Consider the following 18,658-nt stretch of genomic DNA (forward strand, 5'->3'; position numbering starts at 1 on the left):
ATTCTGTCCGATTAAATATGCTTATCTGAATTAGATCAGTATAATAAAAGAGGGTAGGTCTTTCAAAAAAGAAAAATTCGACCCAGATTTACTGCATTGATAAAGCGATGAAATACATAAATTACCTGCTCACAATCTTTTTTGCTACAAATTCGTTGAAAAAGAAATCCCTATAAATACTTCCGATAGGGATTTCGTTTGTACCGATGTATACCGTGTTATTATCCACTGAGTCAATGTGCTTAACATTGATGATATAGGATTTGCTAACTCTCACAAACATATCTTTTGGTAGTTGATCGTGGATTGTTTTGATGTTCATGGCCGTAATTACTTTCTGTGTTTCGCTGTGCATCACCACATAATCTTTTAAACCTTGAATAAAAAGTATGTTATTGAAATAGACTTTAAAAATTCTTCGCTCTGCTTTCACAAAGAAAAAATCATCTGCCACCTGTTCAACACTGTTATCAGCGTAATCTGCTTTGAATAATTTGGAGTAGGTGTGGGCTTTTTCAACTGCCTTTTGAAAACGCCCTAATTTTATAGGTTTTATCAGGTAGTCAATCGCATCTACTTCGTAACTGTCGGTAGCAAATTCAGAATAGGCAGTTGTAAAAATCACAAATGTTTCTTTTGGAATGGTACGGGCAAATTCAATTCCGTTAATTCCGGGCATGTGTATATCAAGAAAGATTAACTCAACGGTATTGTTTTCCATAAAACTTGTAACGGTTTCGGGGCCGCTGAATGAACCGATTAAATCTAAATCGTCTGTTTGATTAATCAACATCTCTATGGCCTCTCTTGCCAATGGTTCATCATCTATAATAATGCAGTTCATAATTTTATGGTTAAGGTTATGCAATATCTTTCTGAACCATCCTCAATACTTAAACTATGAGCGGTCGGGAACAAAAGTTCCAGTCTCCGTTTCACGTTTGTTAACCCTAATCCGCCAGTATTACCAATATTACTAACAGATTTAAGCACTGGTTTGGAGTTGATGCATTTAAAGAAAAGTTCGTCATTCCTAATATCAAAATACAGGTTTACATAAGACGATCTTGTTACATCGTTGTTGTGCTTCACCGCATTTTCTACAAACGAAATGAGCAACAAAGGTGGAATTTGTACGCCGTTCAGATCTCCCTCTTTTGAAATCAGGAAATCAAAACTATCCCGCCTTACTTTTTCCAAAGCTAAAAAATCTTCCAGGAAATGAATATCCGAAGTCAATAACACTTTATCTCTTGCACTGTCATAAAGCTGGTAGCGAAGCAGATCGCTCAGCTTCATTAAAACCTGCGAGGCCTTTTCAGGATCTTTCTTTGTTAGCACATTGGCATTGTTCAGCATATTAAACAAAAAATGTGGGTTGATCTGGTTTTTCAATTGTTCTAATTCTGCATAAGTTTTAGACTGTTTCAGCTCGTAGATCAATTGCTTGTCCATCATTCCCTTCTGAAAAAGTTTTATGGAAGAGGAAGCCGCGAGCAGCAACACAGTAAGGAAAGAAAAAAGCGGGATGTTAAGCCCATGATCCTTATTAAAAGGATTGAAAAAATAGCCACAAATACCCATTATAACAAGGATGCCAATAACAGATAAGCAGTATTCAATATTTTTATTCCTGAATAAAAGTGTTGGCACCAGCACATACATATTTACATAGAATAATAACATAATATATACAAATATCGCCAACGGATTGGCAATTATAGAAGTGCTGTTGTACAGCACTGTACCCATAAAAGCAATGAATAACAGATGCCGGAATATCCTATGGCTAGGTGAAATCAGGAAACGAAAAAGTACGTTTTCGCTAATCGGCTGTTTATGGGTAAAATCATTCATTGATGAAATTGTATAGCACAAACTTAACATTTAAAGAGATGCTTTGATCTGCTTTTATACAAAAGCGTGTGCTTTTTATACGAAAGCAGGAAATACCATTAAAACGCATAAAACAAGAGCTATTATATTGCTTAGTAGTGCCCCAACATGCTTTGCTATAAAAGATACCGAGTTTGGTATAATTCCCAAAAGGGTAGTTATCCCAAAAGGTAGTTTTACTTCCAAAATTGCAATCGGTAATCGATTTTATTAAAGATGAGAAACATATGAAAGCACCGCGAGGAATATATGTTACTACTATAGGCCGTAAAAAACATCTTATTTGCGTTGTAGCTTTATCCTTATTTTTCCTGAATATCTGCCAGGCGCAACAGAATAAATTTCACTCGGTTGACTCGCTGTTTTCCTACGTGTCTTCTAAAAGTATTACCCTGCAATCGGGTGAAATACGCGTTGAACAGGCAAAAAAGGCCCGCCTGGCGGCTATCTTAAGTGTTCCCGACATATCCGGCAGCTTATCCTTTAGTTACACGCATAACACGAAATTACCCGTCAATTTATTTCCTGCTGCAGTTTTCGGTGGGCAGGTTGGAACCTTCGTACCTATCCAGACTGGTATCCCTTTTGTGAGCACTGGCAATGAGAATATCGATGTAAAGCTGATAAACCATAAGGGCTGGGAGAACCTGAAACTTTCTAAACTAAACATCCAAAGCAGTATTGCCGATAACAAACTTACAATTAAGTCACTGTATGAAGATATTGCATCCACATATTATAATATCGTATCGCTACAGCAGCAATTGTCAAGCACTGAAAAAAACCTGCAAACAGCTGAGCGCCTATTACAGATAACTATAAATAAATATGCCGAGGGTTTAATAAAGCAACAGGACGTGAATGAGGCCAAGATCTCCTCTCTTGATACCAGGGAAAATTACAACCAGATCAAATACCAAATCCAGCAGCAATACCTCGCCTTGAAAATACTTTGCAACTTTCCGGAAGACGAACAAATTACCATACAAGACCGGCAGGATAGCTTGTTTTCTGATAAAGTACAGGTTGGACTGAGCAGGGTTGCCATCGAAAACAGTGAATTAAAAGAGAGTATGGCACTTTCCAATTACCGGCAGCAAAAATATGCGCTGTATCCCACTTTGTCATTTTTCCAAAGCCATAATACCCAACAGAACAACACACGAAACAGGTTATTTGACAGAAATGTAGATTGGTTTAACAGCAGCTATATCGGGTTAAAGTTGAGCATTCCAATCCCATCTTCCTCAACCATAAAGCAGATTTCGGAAGCAAACTATAACTATTTGCTGGCGCAGAAGGATACCGAACAGCAGAAAATTAAAGCCGGTATTGAACAGCGTAAGCTTGAAATTGACTATTACAAGGTCTTGAGCCAAATTTCGTCCTATAGGGAGATCGCTCAGCTGAGGAAAGAAAACCATGAAAAGAATCTCAACCTGTACCAGCAAGGGCTTATTGATTTGCAAAAGGTACTAGACAGTTATAAGGATATGGTAAACAGTAACTATAACCTGGTTTCGGCTCAGGTATCAGCATTGGCCGCAAAAACAAAAATTCATATTAATAACACCATAAGATGAAAAATCACTACATAAAAACGGCAATGGTCATTTTTTGTTCCATGTCTTTTTTTTCATGTGGAAGGAAGACTGAAGAAACGAAACCAATACGGAAAGACGTGACTGAAACGGTATTTGCATCGGGCATGCTGGAAGCAGGGCAGTCCTATAATCTGGCAGCAGAATCGGACGGTTACCTTGTTGCAGTTAATTTTGAAGAGGGAACTGTTGTCCATTCGGGGAATGCCCTTGCCGTAATTAATAATCTTGAATCAAAATTCAACCAGCAGAGTGCAAACAGCCTGTACATCATAGCAAAGAGCAACACCCATACTGGTGCTCCGACGCTACAGCAGGCACAAAATACCATAGAAGTAAACAGGAGTAAAATGGAACTAAACCTGGTCAACCTGAAACGATACCAGAAACTTTGGGCCGGTAATAGTGTGGCGAAAGTAGACCTTGATGATGCGGAATTACAGTACAAGACTTCTAAAGTAGACTATGAAAGCGCCATGGAAAATTACCGAAAGCTGCAACAGGAAGCAGAGCAGGAAGTGATAAATACCCGTGCCACGAAAGAAATAAACGACCTTGTGAGTGCCCGTAGCCTCGTTAACGCCATTGGTGAAGGAAAAGTGCTTAAAGTATTTAAAAAAAAGGGAGATTACGTGAAACGTGGTGATGCGATAGCGTTAATCGGTAATCCCAACACCATCTACGCGAAAGTTAATGTAGATGAAGCGAACATCTCCAAAGTAAAAGAGGGGCAGGCAGCATACATACAGCTCAACACCCGAAAAAATAAAATCTACGAAGCCAGGGTAAAAGAAATCTATCCCGCGTTTGATGAGGCAAGCCAGTCATTCATCTGCAAACTTGAATTTACTGATACACTGGATTTTACGATAGTGGATACACAACTACAAAGCAATATTGTAGTAGGAGTAACTAAAGATGCGCTATTGATTCCACGCAATTATATTGATTATAGCGGTTATGTTCAGGTGAAAGGTGAAAAGAACAAGATAAAGGTCGAGACTAAATTTGTTAGCAGTCAATGGGTTCAGGTCTTAAAAGGCATAAGTGACAATACAATATTGATAACGGAAGACCTGCCCAAGAATAAACAAACTGAAGGAAAACCACAATGATAAATTATGAAAAAGAATGTAAATGTAGATATCGCCTTAACACATATCATTACCAGGAGAAGGCAAACCCTGATAGCGATACTTGGCGTAACATTGGGAGTAAGTATCTACCTGTTTATTAACTCCCTTGTTTCAGGATTTACAAACTTTTCTGTGGAAGAGATGTTCAAGAGCAGCCCGCATATTAAAATTTACCACGACGATGAGATAAGCACTTCCCTCATACTTCCAAAAGATTCGGCTGGGGTAGTTGCAATTATAAATCCCCAGATAACAACGCTTTCTAAAAAGATTGTTGATCCCGAAGCACTCCTGGAACGTATAAAACAAGAACCGTATGTGGTTAAGGCAATAGAGCAGGTTAGCTTTGATCTATTTTACAACCGCGGGCAGGCACAGCTTAATGGTTCGGGCAGCGGCGTTGATATATTTGAATATGATGCCATGTTCAAAACCGGAAAGACCCTTGTGGCAGGAAGGCTTGAAGACTTGCAAAATAATCTTAACGCCATAATTATCGGTAGTGGTATAGCAGAAAAGCTTAACCTGGCCATTGATGATAACATTACAATTACCTCCGCGTTCGGCGTTGTAAAAAGATTGAAGATCGTAGGCATTTTCACTAGTGGGGTAACTACAATAGACAATTCAAAATCCTATGTCAATATATCCACAGCCCAACAGTTTGTAAAGAAGGGCCCTTCCTTTGTCAATGATATATACATCAACATACCGGATCCAGATAAGAGTGACATCTATGCGGCAAGGTTGAGGCAGCTTACCTCATACACCGTAGAGGACTGGAAAGCCATCAATGCAGACGCACTTTCATCAAACAAGACAAGAAATGCATTAATGAACGCAATTTCACTTTCCATATTGATTGTTGCCGCTTTTGGTATTTACAACATCTTAAGTTCCACGATTTCACAAAAAATAAATGACATTGCTATTTTAAAGGCCATTGGTTTTTCAGGAAGCAATGTGGTATGGATATTCCTAATTGAAGCAATCTTCATGGGGCTTGCCGGAATTTTTATGGGTTTAATTGTTGGTGGGATATTTATTGCAATCATGTCTAATGTATATATGGGAGGCCACATCGGCTATTTTCCTATCAAATTCGAGGGCAGGCTATTTGCCAGCAGTTCAGCACTTGGTTTATTTATTACAATATGTGCGGGCTATTTCCCGGCAAAAAAAGCTGCCGATGTTGATCCTGTTGAAATTTTTAGAAAATAATGGCATGAAAAACAAAGAAATCATACTGAGCACTGCATCACTCGGAAAATATTTTTATGAGCCCGTAAAATTCAAGGTGCTTGACGATATAAATATAGAAGCCTATAAGGGAGAATTTCTGACACTTGTAGGGAAGAGCGGATCGGGAAAGTCTACATTATTGTATTGCCTGAGTACCATGGATACATCTTATGAAGGCGAAATCTATATCAATGGTACAAAGGTCACCGGGCAAAAACAAAATCAACTATCTGCTATGCGAAACGTGGATATTGGATTTATTTTCCAGTTTCACTATTTGTTACCAGAATTTTCCTGTCTAAAAAATGTTATGATCCCTGCACTAAAGCTTGGAAAGCTATCACATAAAGAGGCTGAGGAAAAAGCCTATCAAAAACTCGAAATGTTAGGCCTTAGAAACCAGGCGTTAAAACAGTCTTCAAAACTTAGTGGCGGACAACAACAGCGAGTTGCTATTGCAAGGGCGCTTATTAATGACCCGTCTATTATTATGTGTGACGAACCGACGGGTAATCTGGATAGCAAAAACAGCCAGGTTGTCTTTGATATTTTCAAGCAAATTACAAAAGACCATAATAAAACCATTATCGCGGTAACACACGATAACGACTTTGCAGCAAACAGCGACCGTACAATTGAGTTGGCAGATGGTAAGATCATCAGCCACGATAAACACTTTGATTAAGCCTCAAATTACCGCACCTAATAACCTGGCAAACCTAAATTTATAATTATAATAATGAAATAATGTATAAAGAATTTGGTAGTACCAAGATGCATTTTAGTATAAAAAGAAACCAACTTGGTATAATTTAAAAAAAGGTAGTTGCTCAAAACAATAGGTTTACATCCAAAATTCAATCGTTACACCGATTTCCAAAAAATGACGAACAAAATCATTCACACCTTGCTCCTTATCGTGATTTCATTTGTGGCATACGGACAGGAAAAATTTACACTTAGCGGCACTATCGTCGTAAAAGCAAACACCGAAACCATAAGCGGCGCAAGCATTTACATTCCTGAAGCAAAGGTATCAACAGTTACCAATGCCTATGGCTTTTATGCGATTGCCTTGCCCAAAGGCACCTACACAATCATTATTAGCTATGTAGGCTTTGAGCCTATTGAGGAACATATCGTTCTGACGAAAAACCTCAAGAAAGATTTTTCGATGAATGAAAAAAGCAAAGCCCTGGATGAAATAGAGATTAAATACAATAGTTCAGTAAGTAACATCCGAAAACCAGAAATGAGTGTGAATAAACTTGCTATCTCCACGATCAAAAAGATGCCGGCGGTTATGGGAGAAGTTGATATTTTGAGAGCTATTCTGCAACTTCCAGGAGTTTCCAATGCACAGGAAGGAGCAACAGGCTTTAACGTTAGGGGCGGTTCGGTCGACGGTAATCTGATCTTGTTAGACGAAGCCGTTGTTTACAATACTTCACACCTGTTCGGCTTTTTCTCTGTTTTTAATGCCGATGTGATTAAGGATCTGAAATTGTATAAAGGTGGCATACCTGCTAATTTCGGTGGGCGCGCTTCCTCCGTTTTGGATATTTATCAGAAAGAAGGGAACAATAAAGAATATCACCTAACAGGCGGCATCGGAGCGGTTTCGAGCAGATTATTGGCAGAAGGCCCTATTGTAAAAGATAAAGGCTCGTTCGTGGTTGCTGGTCGTACTTCTTATGCGCATTTGTTCCTGAAACTGGCTGACAACCCCAATGCTGTTTCTTTTTACGATTTGAATGCTAAACTGAATTATAAAGTCAATGACAATAACAGGATTTTCCTTTCAGGATATTTCGGCAAGGATAAAATGGATTTCAGTGATTTTTTCAGCAACAATTATGGGAACTCGTTTTTTAATCTTCGATGGAATCACATCTTTTCTGAGAAATTATTTTCCAATGCATCGGTCATTTACAGCAAGTACGATTATGGCCTGAAGATAAAAAATGTTGGTATTGATTGGGCATCAGACATCCGCAATTATAACCTGAAGTATAATTTTAACCATCACCTGTCTGATAAACTGGCTTTGAACTATGGTATCAATTCCATCTACTACCAGTTTAATCCGGGCACTATAAACCCTATAGATGCGACATCACCTATTAATGCCGACCAGATTGAAAAAAAATATGCATGGGAAAATGCATTATATATCAGTGCCGAGCAAAAAATTGGGGCTAAAACAGCATTGGTTTATGGACTGCGATATAGCAATTTCCTGCGATTGGGAGAACAGAATATAAATAACTATGTGAATAATCAGGCGGTGGTTTTCAACCCAGAGTTGCAAATTTACGAGGAAGGAACGCCTGCAGGTACAACACATTACGATAAAAACAAAAAGATTATTGGTTTTGGAAATTTAGAACCACGGCTGGCAGTTTCTTATGCCATAAATGATGAGCAATCTATTAAGGCAAGTTATAACCGGATGAGCCAGTATATTCATTTAATTTCCAATACGGCTTCTGTTTCTCCACTTGATATTTGGGCGCCGAGCGACCAATACCTGAAACCCGAAATTCTTGACCAGGTTGCATTGGGCTATTTCAGAAATTTCGGCAATGGAAAATATTCTTTGGAAACAGAAGCTTTTTACAAGAAAACCAAAAACAAAACGGATTATATTGATGGAGCCGAATTGATCGCTAACAAAGCCATAGAAAAGGTGTTGCTAAACGGGGAGGCGAGGGCCTACGGATTGGAGGTGATGCTGAAAAAAAACACTGGAAAATTAACAGGCTGGCTTTCTTACACACTTTCTAAAGCAGAGCAGCGTACACCAGGAAGAAACGCAGAAGAACCTGGCATTAACAACGGCGAATGGTATCGTTCCAATTACGATAAAACACATAACCTTTCGCTTACAGCTGCTTATCAGTTGTCGAAAAAATGGAATTTTGGTGGTATTTTCACCTACCAAACAGGCAAAGCTGCAACCTATCCCATTGGCAAATACCAGTATCAGGGAATTACCATTGCGAATTACGGCGCAAGAAATGCTAATTCACTTCCAGCTTATCATCATCTGGATTTATCGGCAACCTACACCCCAAAGCCCGACAGCAAAAAAAGGTGGAAAAGCGAGTGGGTGTTTAGTATTTATAATGTTTATAACAGGAGTAACGCCGCATCTGTTATGTTCGAACAAAACAGAGAAACAGGGGGGAGCGAAGCGAAGAAGATATCGATCTTCGGCATCATTCCAGGTGTTGCTTACAATTTTAGGTTTTAATACAAATCATATAAAAATGAAACCATCATGATCTTTCAAAATCACACAGTAGAATGATTAAGGTCATGATAACTTCATCACAAATAAAAAACAAACCGAGCTTTTGCGAACTCATTAATGCCATTGAAAACAATGAGCAATAAATTAATAATTATAACCAGATGAAAAATATACTTAAATACCTTATCGTTTCATGCTGCTTTTTTTTGCTGTCTTGCACAAAAGTAATAGAAGTGGATTTAGCAACGGCAGAGCCGAAATTGGTCATTGATGCATCGATTGATTGGGTGAAAGGTACAACAGGCAATGCGCAGAAAATCAAACTCTCCACTACAACCGGATATTACAGTACCGTATTTCCAACAGTTTCGGGAGCGGATATAGTGATAACAACTGCCGCAAATACTGTTTTTAGCTTTATAGAAAATCCTGGTACGGGAGAATACAGCTGCTCCAATTTCCATCCGGTTATTGGCGAAACTTATACCCTAAAAGTGGTTTTAAATGGGGAGATTTATACCGCAACCGAAACTTGTATGGGTGTGCCGGATATTGAAAATAAGATAGAACAAAATAATACCGGCGGATTTGGAGGTGATGAGGTGGAAATCAAATATTACTACCAGGATAATGGCAATGAGGAGAATCACTATCTACACCGTATTGTATCACCTGTATCAACATTTCCTGATTATAAAGCCAAAGATGACGAGAAAAGTCAAGGCAAACTGATGCAGGAATATTTTTCTGATAAAGAGCTGAAAGCTGGGGATAAGATAAACATCAGGCTGTATGGGATTTCTAAAAGATATTATGATTATTTCAGGAAATTGTTAGCAGCTGCCGGAGCTGGAAATGGCCCGTTTCAAACGGCGCCAGGGTCGGTAAGAGGAAATATCATTAATCAGACCCATTTTTCAAACTTCGCTTATGGGTATTTCAGGTTATCGGAAGTGGCCGCAAAGGATTATACGATACAATAATTAATTGGATTAATGGATATTGTATGTGCTTAGCTTCGATCAATTAACAGTGCAAAGCAGGAATGAGTCAACCAACACAAGTCCAATACTTTAAATCTCAATAATCAAATCTTTATCATATCCATTATATTGCTCACTAAGATAACCATGTGGATTACATATAATTTCAGTTTTGCCAATTTTATACCTCACAGGTGTATGAATGTGGCCATGAATCCAGTAATCAGGCTGATATTTTATAATAATGTCTTCCAAATTCGAAGCGTAGGCTGAAGATATCGGATCATTTTTATATAGGTCAGGTATCGATTTTATACTAGGAGCGTGATGAGTGATTACAACATTTTTATAACCAATAGATTCTTCCAGGCTTTCCTCTAGCCATAGCTTTGATGCCTGGTGAATTTTATAGGTGTCTATACTTCTGAGCTTTGAAAAGGATGGGGCTTTGCGGATCTGTCTATAATCGTTCATCTGTCCTTGGCAAATTATACCATATTCTACCGGACTGCCAAAAAGAGAAAAGTCGGTCCATAAAGTTGCACCGTGAAATCTGATGTTTTCAAATTCAAATCTTTTATTTTCGAGAACAGTTATATTTGAATTAAGAGATGCTTCAAGTATTTGGTTAAGGGTTTTGGGATATGAACCCTTATAATACTCATGATTTCCCAAAAGATAAATTACAGGCTTATCGCTTATGTTTTTCTTAACCCATTCTATTCCACTGGTACCCAGGTTCGTATCGCCAGCTAAGATCACAATATCAGCATTGCTAAAATCTAAATCGGAAATACCAAATTCTTGATGCAGGTCACTGATGATCTTTGCCTTCATTTCTTTATTCGTGTAATGGCTAAAGTAGATATTAATTAAGGAAAATCATATGCTGTTCTTAACTCAACTTAATCTCTCCTGGAACGACGCCGCAATTTACATTTCTATTTAACCGTTACGGAATAGACATCCGAAAACATTATTTTCCTTATTTTAGCTATACCAAAATTATTGAAGGATTATCTCATATGAATAAAAAGCTATTATCGATATTGACCTTAAGCTTAGTGTTTAGTTTGAAATCTAAAGCTCAAAAAAATGCAATAATGCCATCTGATGTAATTCCATTTCAGGTAACTGTCAAAAAATCTACCTTTAAAAGTAAAAAAGCATTAGCCTTGGAAATACAGGGGCAAGCTAATGGAGACAGTACAGTTGCAATCTTGAAGGATATTAACTTTCATAACGGCATAATTGAAGCCACAATTAGTGGGCAAACACTCGCAAACGCTGGTGAAACAGCACGTGGGTTTGTAGGTATTGCGTTTAGGGCAGCTTTAAATGCTTCCAAAATGGAGGTTTTTTATTTACGTCCTACTAATGGCCGGGCAAATGATCAAGTACGCAGAAACCACGCTAGTCAGTACATTTCTATTCCGGGATATCCCTGGGAAAAATTAAGAAAAGAAACGCCAGGAAAGTATGAAGCATACGTGGATATATTGCCGGCGGAATGGATCAAAATAAAAATTGTAGTGAAAGATGAAATGGCCAGGCTATATGTTAACGGTGCTACTCAACCTACATTGATTGTAAATGACTTAAAGCAAGGCAAAGATAGGAGAGGAAGCATTGGGTTATGGGTAGGCCCCGGAACACTAGGTCACTTTACTGACGTAAAAGTAACCAAAGAAGATTGATCTATTGTTTATCAGTTAATACCCTCCAAAAACAAAAGCCCGATAGGAAACTATCAGGCTTTAACAATTTTTCTCAAATTCTTTAACACCCTAATACAACTGTGTTAAATTTCGTTATATTTCCATACGCCCGAAATGGTAAGCAAAGTCAATCCAGGTTGTTTTTCACCATAACTGAAAACACAAATATATTTTGAGCGACAAGATGGGCAATCTGTTCCAAAGTACAATGTTGGTAAATCATTTACCGTTAATTCTCCGAAATAAAGTGAATTTTTTGAGGTTTCGGACACAATTTTATTTCTGAGTAATTCATTTTTAGCTAAAACCTTTTCTTCATTATACAATTGAAAAATCGGAAAACCAGACTCATATGGCGTTATTTTAATGGTATTTTCATGTCCGCAATTGCAACATTTGAATTTTACTTCTGCCAAGTGATCAATCTCGGCATTACTAAAAGTGTCTTTGTCAACAGAGACCTGTTTTTCAATGAATATTTTTTTTGAAATTGAATACATCTAAATTATTTTATTTTGCAATAACTACCCCCACAGCTCCAGGATATTTTCCACTGGGATTTTTCTTAATTGTTACTTTGATATATCCTTCCTGTGCCAATTTATTCCAGGTTTTTTGGTAGCCAGTCGCTGGATCTATCGGGATTTTCCACATGGTCTGCTTACCATTACCTACCTGATTAAACCAGGGAATAATGTCTGCTGTTTGCCCCCCGAAATTTAGTGAATTATTTAAAACTTCTATTTCATAATAAAAATCATAAGAATTTTCTGGTTGGTTCAAGGCCCTTTGCCCGAAAGTATACGCAGATCCATTGATGATCGGACTTGTAAAACTGCCTCCCAGAGTCGGAGCTCCCGTTCCACTATAAGTTCCGATCCCATTACTGTACCTATCATACTTTTGTCCAGCCGTGATCGGTGTATCATCTACTATATTAAAACCTCCGTTTGCAGGCGGCCATTTTCCATTTAAATTGTTGTTTATAAATAAGTTTTCCAACTCGCTCCACTTTTGCGACTTGTATAAATCGTAAACGCGATCTCTCACGGTCTGAGTTACAACGTTCGAAGGATCATAGGTTGCGGCCAGTTCGTTTGCATTTTTGTAAAACTCAATGGCTGGCTTGTTCGGCTCTTCGTTCAAAAGGTCATCCTTATCTGAGCGACAAGCCACAGCGAATAAGGTAATGTTTAAAAGCAGCAAGTACTTGAATAAATTTTTCATAGTTGTTAGTTTGATTTATTAAAATTATGGTTTCAAAAAAAGAAGGATGATCACGTAAAATTCAGACATGAAACTGTATAACGAATCTAATATATTTTTACAGCAAAATATACAATGAATAAGAATAATCACTACACCACTAAACAAGCCAGTTTTAGGATCAATTAGGAGGAAGTTATCCAAATTGTTCATTTTACCTGAATCAATATTATCGCTAGCTCCAATTACCTAAATCAATATTATCGCTAGCTCCAAATTTCTTCTGAGAGACTGGTGGATCTTTTTTTTGAAAATTGACTTTGCAGCATTTAAGGAACTGCATCAGGCTATATCCAAAGTCGTTAGCGGAAGAGGATATCGCGGTAGGTGCATCTTTTATAATTTCATTTCGGAAAGCCATAATTTTAGTATATTAGTTTAATCAAAAAAGGATGATAACCCAAATCAATCCATCTGATTAAAAATCCCCAAAAAAAATATTCCAAAATCCACTTTTACGCCACATTTACCCCACGTTTAGGCCGCCTTCCGGCTAGGCTTGCTTGGTACCTGCTTGCACACTACTTCGCACTTGCATTGGTTGAGTCTTAGTCCTAGTGTAGATCAGATAGACCAAAGATTTGCCCCGCTTTATATTGGCAGGTTAACAATAGTTCAATAAAAAGGTAGAGAGAAAGTTATCTTAAAGTATTGTTGGTGTAAAGCTGTGTCGGAGCAGCCCGGTTAAAAGGGCAATAAACAGCTATTCTGGATTTTAGCACAGTAAATCTCCTTTTAGACAAAAAAACCTCACATTTCTGTGAGGTTTTCTGTGATCCCGCTGGGATGTGAACTTCGTTCAATTTTCAGCGTTTAGAGCCTATCTGGAAGGGTTTTTAAAAGCGACTCACCGAATCACTCACCTTTTTGTCTGTATTTTTTAGTTGCAATTGCTATTGTTTAAAAAAAACAAACAACCATTCGAAAGAATTTAACCATGATTTTAGAGAAACTATAAGGACTAAAAGACTTAGAATCTTTGACTCCTATCTTCTACACCATCTGAGCTCATTTCGAATTATCTTAAATTTTTAATAAGTACCAGCTATCGCCGTAAACCATAGTTGAGATATATCAGTAAAAATATTGGGACTCAAAGATAATGTTCAGTTATCCTTTATTGATAGCAAAATTTATAGTCCGATTATTCTATATAATTGAATTGTTTTTGGTAATTCAAGCGATTGGACTGGTAAAACTTTGATTCAACCCAGTTGAGCAAATTAGAAATAGAGCTGATTATGACCTGACCTCCAGACGGACATCTATGTCTTTGAGTTGTGAATTAAGTATATTTGTAGTAGAGATAATTCACATACCTTAAACCAGATATAACATTGAAAAAACTTATACCAGCAGTATTTCCAATCGTAGGATATGACGACCTTAAAGAACCGTGGATAAACATAGGCACCGCATTTTTTATCAATAAAGATGGCATTTTTATTACTGCCGCACATACCTTCAAAAAGGACCTAAATGGACAAGAACGTACATATTATGCCATTATCGATTACCAGAAAGTGCCGATCACCCAAATCTTCCGGGAGCGGGAGGATATGGAAAATCAGATTCCACCAATCCATAAAGACCTTTATATCGGTCGCCTGGTACTCGGATGTGAAAATCTGTTCTTTAATTTAGATACAACTGATATTTCTGAGGGCACAAATTTGTTAACGGAAGGCTTTGCCAGAAAAAATTATGTCGAACGTGCTGCCGACGACCAGCCACTCATGAGCATTGATGATCTTTACGACGATAGCTCAGAAGAAGCTGACGCCGCATCTGAAGATGATTTGATAGTCGATAATAAGGGAGAATTATTAATTCCTGAAATACAAACAGCGGAGTTAACGGAAGAAGAAAGGGATTTGTCCAGAATAAACTATTCAAAACTTAATGGCAAGTATAACAGTGCTGGACTTGAAAAGATATTTGAATTCAGCCCCGATGATATGTTTACTAATGGCTTTAGATTTAACTATCCGCTTTTTGATGGTGAGCCAAAGGGTTATAGTGGTGGCCCAATCTCCGTCGATGGTAATCTTATCGGTATGTTAATATCAAAGGATGCAGGAATTTCAGCGGCACATATTGTGGAAAGACTAAAAGAAAATAATCTATCCTTTATCTTGGTTAGCAGTTGATGTTATTCTGAAAACAGCTATCTTCTTATTAATGCTTAGCTTGGTATTTGGCAAAGCATCTTTACTTAATCGCAATATTTTAGTATGTCAAAACAACTACTCGAACAACTCAAAGATATACCGTTAAGAAATCTGTCCCCGGTTTCAATGGAGGATCCAAATGAAACGATTAAAATCTACACCGGGGATTTTGCACTGAGAAATCAGGGAGAAACTTACAATATCAATGGAGAGATCCATTTCAAGTGGTTTCCGGATATGGGTGTGAAATTTAAAGGTTCTTTTGTCGATAATGCAAATCCAGGGCTTAAATGGCTGGAGCAATATGAAATATTAATAGACAATAGAGTAACCGGCAAAATATACGTTACGGGTATCGATCTTACCGGCAAGCCAACTTGCAGCGGCGAAGGGAACGTATTTATTTGGGGGGAAAGTACTATTCCGGTAACTGAGGTCAGCTTTTCAATTCCCAATATGCGTGAGTTCCTGGGGGGATCTGTAAAAGATATCATGCCAACAGGCGTCAAAATGCAGAAATCAAGACTGGTCCTGGATGACAAACCTTATAATATAGTGATTGACAAACTGGTAAATTATAAAGAACGAAAAGAAAAGCTAAGCGATAGCGGTGGCTATTTGATCACCTACGCTGGAAAAATCACCAAAAAAAAGGGATCCATCAATCTCGCAGAATTACATAAATGGCATGACCGTTTTCATCATTTTCTCTATTTTCTAAACGGGAGAAGAGTTGCACCGATGTTTTATACTGGTGCTTACGAGGGACAGAATATTTGGACAGATTACTCCAATTATACGATCGACATACATAAGCATGTCAATTGCTGGTCTGACATCATGTTTCTAAATGATCTGCCCCAGCTATGGAAATCTTACAACAAACTTTGGAAGGAAGAGTCAGACCAGGATTTTTTGATTACTGCCATTCATTGGTATGTGGAAGCAAATTCCAACGCCGGTATGGTAGACGGTTCCATTATTCTGATCCAAACGGCTCTGGAACTAATCTACAATTGGCTGATCGTTGAACATCAAAAAGTCATTATTGGTGGCGATGCGGAAGGTATGTCCGCTGCAAATAAGATCCGTTTATTAATTTATCAGTTCAGGATCAGTACGGCCGTTCCGCCTGCTTTCAAGGAACTTGCCGCTATCCCAAATGTGCAGGATGGCCCGGAAGTATTTGTAAAAATAAGAAATGCACTTGTTCATGGTCAGGAGAGTAAGCGGGCAGAACTGAAGAAAATTACACCAAAGGCGAAATATCAGGCGCTGCAACTTGGGATTTGGTACGTTGAACTCGCCCTGTTATACATTCTGGGTTATAAGGGCAAGTATAATAACCGAACTGACGGGAATGCCTGGAGGAATACAGGTGTATTGGTGCCTTGGGTAAATGACCAGTCATTCAAGGTCGGCAAGCCGTCAGAATTCACAGATGATGAAATCAATAGTTTCGTTGAGCTATTGGAAAAGCAAAATAAGGTACTTGACCCGACGGTGGCCAAAGTAAAACGGTGCAAACTCATAGGAATGGGATTTTCATGGGGACAACCTGTTGCCATCGGGGCTGTAAAACAAAAAACACAAAGCGATTTCGGAACGGCAAAAGCCAATTTGCCGGAGCTAGCAAATGACTATGAATGGGAAGTGGGCTATTTTTTCACGGAACCGGGACACGAAGGTAAAAGGTTTTCTTCAACCATCCTGAATCATTTACTCAAGAGTTTTGGTGAAGGCAGGTTAATGGCCACCACTGAAATCAGAGAGGGCAATAACATGATAAACAGTTTGGAAAATCGCAGGTTTAAGCAAGTCGGGGCAACATGGAAAAGCGTAAAGAGTGGCAACGATCTTCGGCTTTTTCTAAGAGATTTACCTGAAAAACAGGATATGCGGCAAATCCTCGATCAACTTCGCCCTGAATTAAATGCATAATACCTAATCGAACCGTTCATGGACGTAATGAAATACATACAGGAAAATGTCAGCTGGTTAAAGGATATTTTTACGCTTGTTTTTACGGCAACGGCTACCGTCGTGGCCATACTTACTTATAGAAGAGCACGGGCAACTGTTTTACAGCCCATTCGTTCAGAGGTAATAAAAAAACAGTCTGAATTATTATCTAACTTTTTACAATTGCTGAAGGAGCACGATCATTCTTTCGAGGCGGGATTGGATTACACCAATCTGGTTCAGCTTAACGTAATGATGGTGCTTGATGCTTACGGCTTTATATTTAATAGCCACAAGGAGCTAATGGAAAAGATAGGCGGAGAAATTTCGTGCTGGATTCCCTGTGGAAGCAGCAATATTCTTAAGGATGTGGAGATTGTCAGCTCTTTCAAAGAACAGCCAAAAGAATCAGATGTTCCGAATAAAAGTCCGGGTCAGGAAAAATTCGAATTGCTTAAAGTTGGTGTGGCGGAGGTGGATAAGATCTACCTAACCAAGGTTCATTTTGAATTCAGCAAGAAAATAAGCGAGTTCGGAGTCGATCCCTTTATGCCAACCAGCCTCCAGATCACACTTGAAGAACTTACTAATGACATCAACAGCAATTTGACAATCATTCTTAAACATGAGTTAGAGGCTTTTATAATTGAATTTGGTAGGTATTATTTTGCAAACCAATCAGCGCCGGCTTTTGATCCGGTTGGCGTTTTTAATGAATTTAACCATGCCAGGGCGCATCACCGGCTTACACTCGATAAACTGCGGAAGGATATCAGGAAATATCTTCGTATCGATGAAAGCTGGTGATCGGAAGATCTAAGCTGTTTTATGATGGTCAATTTACACGAATAAATCCTACCTTAGTTCTTTTTACATAAATGGCTGAATTTAACAATATTGATTATTTACAAACAGGGTCAATCAGGCAGCAACAGCTTTATAAAACTTTGGAAAAAAGCGGCTTACTCGACCTATTAAGGGCTTACGATCCGATAGTTGTCGGCAGTATCCCTTTGGGTCTGGACTTGCCGGATAGTGATGTCGACATCATCTGTTCTTATGCTGACAAGCTGAAATTTCAGAATTATTTAAAAGCTGTTTTCGGGGAAAAGGTTGGTTTTGTTACTAGCCAGTCAGCTATCTATGCCAATGAGACGATCACCGCTAATTTTCGCGAGGATAATTTTGAGTTTGAAATATTCGGACAGCAAATACCAACCAGGGATCAGATGGGTTATAAGCACCTATTGATTGAAGACCATCTGCTTATGACCCACGGACAGACATTTAAAAATCAAATTTGTGAGCTGAAAGAAGACGGCTACAGAACGGAAGAAGCTTTCTGCAAGTTGCTTGGCATAAATGGCAATCCCTACATCGCACTTATTGAACAGTATGAACAAGTTCTCCATCAGCACGATATTTAG

The 18,658-nt window shown here is 38.4% G+C and carries 16 protein-coding genes; 11 read left to right on the top strand and 5 right to left on the bottom strand.

The features are described from left to right. Positions 1 to 121: 121 nt before the first annotated feature. On the bottom strand, positions 122 to 844 hold the full coding sequence (locus tag FHT21_RS08705; protein ID WP_167294297.1) for a LytTR family DNA-binding domain-containing protein: 723 nt from the start codon (positions 842 to 844) through the stop codon (positions 122 to 124). Beyond that, positions 841 to 1,857, bottom strand: coding sequence for a histidine kinase (locus tag FHT21_RS08710; protein WP_208398896.1), 1,017 nt, complete (start codon positions 1,855 to 1,857; stop codon positions 841 to 843). Before FHT21_RS08710 ends, FHT21_RS08705 begins: the two co-directional genes overlap by 4 nt. Positions 1,858 to 2,123: 266 nt before the next feature. Between FHT21_RS08710 and FHT21_RS08715 the strand changes: the two genes are divergently transcribed. The 6 genes from FHT21_RS08715 (at position 2,124) to FHT21_RS08740 (ending at position 10,114) form a co-directional block, all read left to right on the top strand. Next, positions 2,124 to 3,479, top strand: a complete 1,356-nt coding sequence (locus FHT21_RS08715) for a TolC family protein (RefSeq protein WP_167294299.1) — start codon at positions 2,124 to 2,126, stop codon at positions 3,477 to 3,479. A 98-nt stretch (positions 3,480 to 3,577) separates the two neighbouring features. Beyond that, positions 3,578 to 4,612, top strand: coding sequence for an HlyD family efflux transporter periplasmic adaptor subunit (locus tag FHT21_RS25115; RefSeq protein ID WP_167294300.1), 1,035 nt, complete (start codon positions 3,578 to 3,580; stop codon positions 4,610 to 4,612). A 6-nt stretch (positions 4,613 to 4,618) separates the two neighbouring features. Then, a complete protein-coding gene (locus tag FHT21_RS08725; protein WP_167294301.1) occupies positions 4,619 to 5,854 on the top strand; it encodes an ABC transporter permease in 1,236 nt (411 codons plus the stop codon). A 4-nt stretch (positions 5,855 to 5,858) separates the two neighbouring features. Beyond that, the gene (locus tag FHT21_RS08730) at positions 5,859 to 6,560 is read left to right on the top strand and encodes an ABC transporter ATP-binding protein (RefSeq protein ID WP_167294302.1); all 702 of its coding nucleotides are present in this window, start codon (positions 5,859 to 5,861) and stop codon (positions 6,558 to 6,560) included. Positions 6,561 to 6,758: 198 nt separating this feature from the next. Next, entirely contained in the window at positions 6,759 to 9,131 is a 2,373-nt protein-coding gene (locus FHT21_RS08735) for a TonB-dependent receptor (protein ID WP_167294303.1), read from the top strand. A gap of 161 nt (positions 9,132 to 9,292) precedes the next feature. Continuing rightward, positions 9,293 to 10,114, top strand: coding sequence for a DUF4249 domain-containing protein (locus FHT21_RS08740; protein ID WP_167294304.1), 822 nt, complete (start codon positions 9,293 to 9,295; stop codon positions 10,112 to 10,114). Positions 10,115 to 10,204: 90 nt separating this feature from the next. Here FHT21_RS08740 and FHT21_RS08745 read toward each other — a convergent pair whose 3' ends face one another. Further along, positions 10,205 to 10,951, bottom strand: coding sequence for a metallophosphoesterase (locus FHT21_RS08745; protein WP_167294305.1), 747 nt, complete (start codon positions 10,949 to 10,951; stop codon positions 10,205 to 10,207). A 266-nt stretch (positions 10,952 to 11,217) separates the two neighbouring features. On the opposite strand from FHT21_RS08745, the gene FHT21_RS08750 reads away from it, so the two are divergent. Next, positions 11,218 to 11,811, top strand: coding sequence for a hypothetical protein (locus tag FHT21_RS08750; RefSeq protein WP_208398897.1), 594 nt, complete (start codon positions 11,218 to 11,220; stop codon positions 11,809 to 11,811). A gap of 104 nt (positions 11,812 to 11,915) precedes the next feature. On the opposite strand, the gene FHT21_RS08755 is transcribed toward FHT21_RS08750, so the two are convergent. Both FHT21_RS08755 and FHT21_RS08760 read right to left on the bottom strand, forming a co-directional pair. Next, on the bottom strand, positions 11,916 to 12,332 hold the full coding sequence (locus FHT21_RS08755) for a hypothetical protein (RefSeq protein ID WP_167294307.1): 417 nt from the start codon (positions 12,330 to 12,332) through the stop codon (positions 11,916 to 11,918). A 10-nt stretch (positions 12,333 to 12,342) separates the two neighbouring features. Then, a complete protein-coding gene (locus FHT21_RS08760) occupies positions 12,343 to 13,059 on the bottom strand; it encodes a TNT domain-containing protein (protein WP_167294308.1) in 717 nt (238 codons plus the stop codon). A gap of 1,376 nt (positions 13,060 to 14,435) precedes the next feature. Here FHT21_RS08760 and FHT21_RS08765 point away from each other — a divergent pair. The 4 genes from FHT21_RS08765 to FHT21_RS08780 all read left to right on the top strand — a co-directional run bounded on the left by FHT21_RS08765 (position 14,436) and on the right by FHT21_RS08780 (position 18,658). Next, positions 14,436 to 15,248 carry a hypothetical protein gene (locus tag FHT21_RS08765; RefSeq protein WP_167294309.1) on the top strand — a complete coding sequence of 271 codons (813 nt, stop codon included), beginning with the start codon at positions 14,436 to 14,438 and terminating at the stop codon, positions 15,246 to 15,248. An 84-nt stretch (positions 15,249 to 15,332) separates the two neighbouring features. Continuing rightward, complete coding sequence (locus FHT21_RS08770; protein ID WP_167294310.1) at positions 15,333 to 17,210, top strand: hypothetical protein; 1,878 nt, start codon at positions 15,333 to 15,335, stop codon at positions 17,208 to 17,210. Between the two features lie 27 nt (positions 17,211 to 17,237). Further along, positions 17,238 to 18,038: a hypothetical protein gene (locus FHT21_RS08775; RefSeq protein WP_167294311.1), complete on the top strand. Its 801-nt coding sequence runs from the start codon at positions 17,238 to 17,240 to the stop codon at positions 18,036 to 18,038. A 71-nt stretch (positions 18,039 to 18,109) separates the two neighbouring features. Continuing rightward, the gene (locus FHT21_RS08780; protein WP_167294312.1) at positions 18,110 to 18,658 is read left to right on the top strand and encodes a DUF4269 domain-containing protein; all 549 of its coding nucleotides are present in this window, start codon (positions 18,110 to 18,112) and stop codon (positions 18,656 to 18,658) included.

The organism is Pedobacter sp. SG908 (assembly GCF_011759615.1).
In the GTDB taxonomy this organism is placed as follows: domain Bacteria; phylum Bacteroidota; class Bacteroidia; order Sphingobacteriales; family Sphingobacteriaceae; genus Pedobacter; species Pedobacter riviphilus.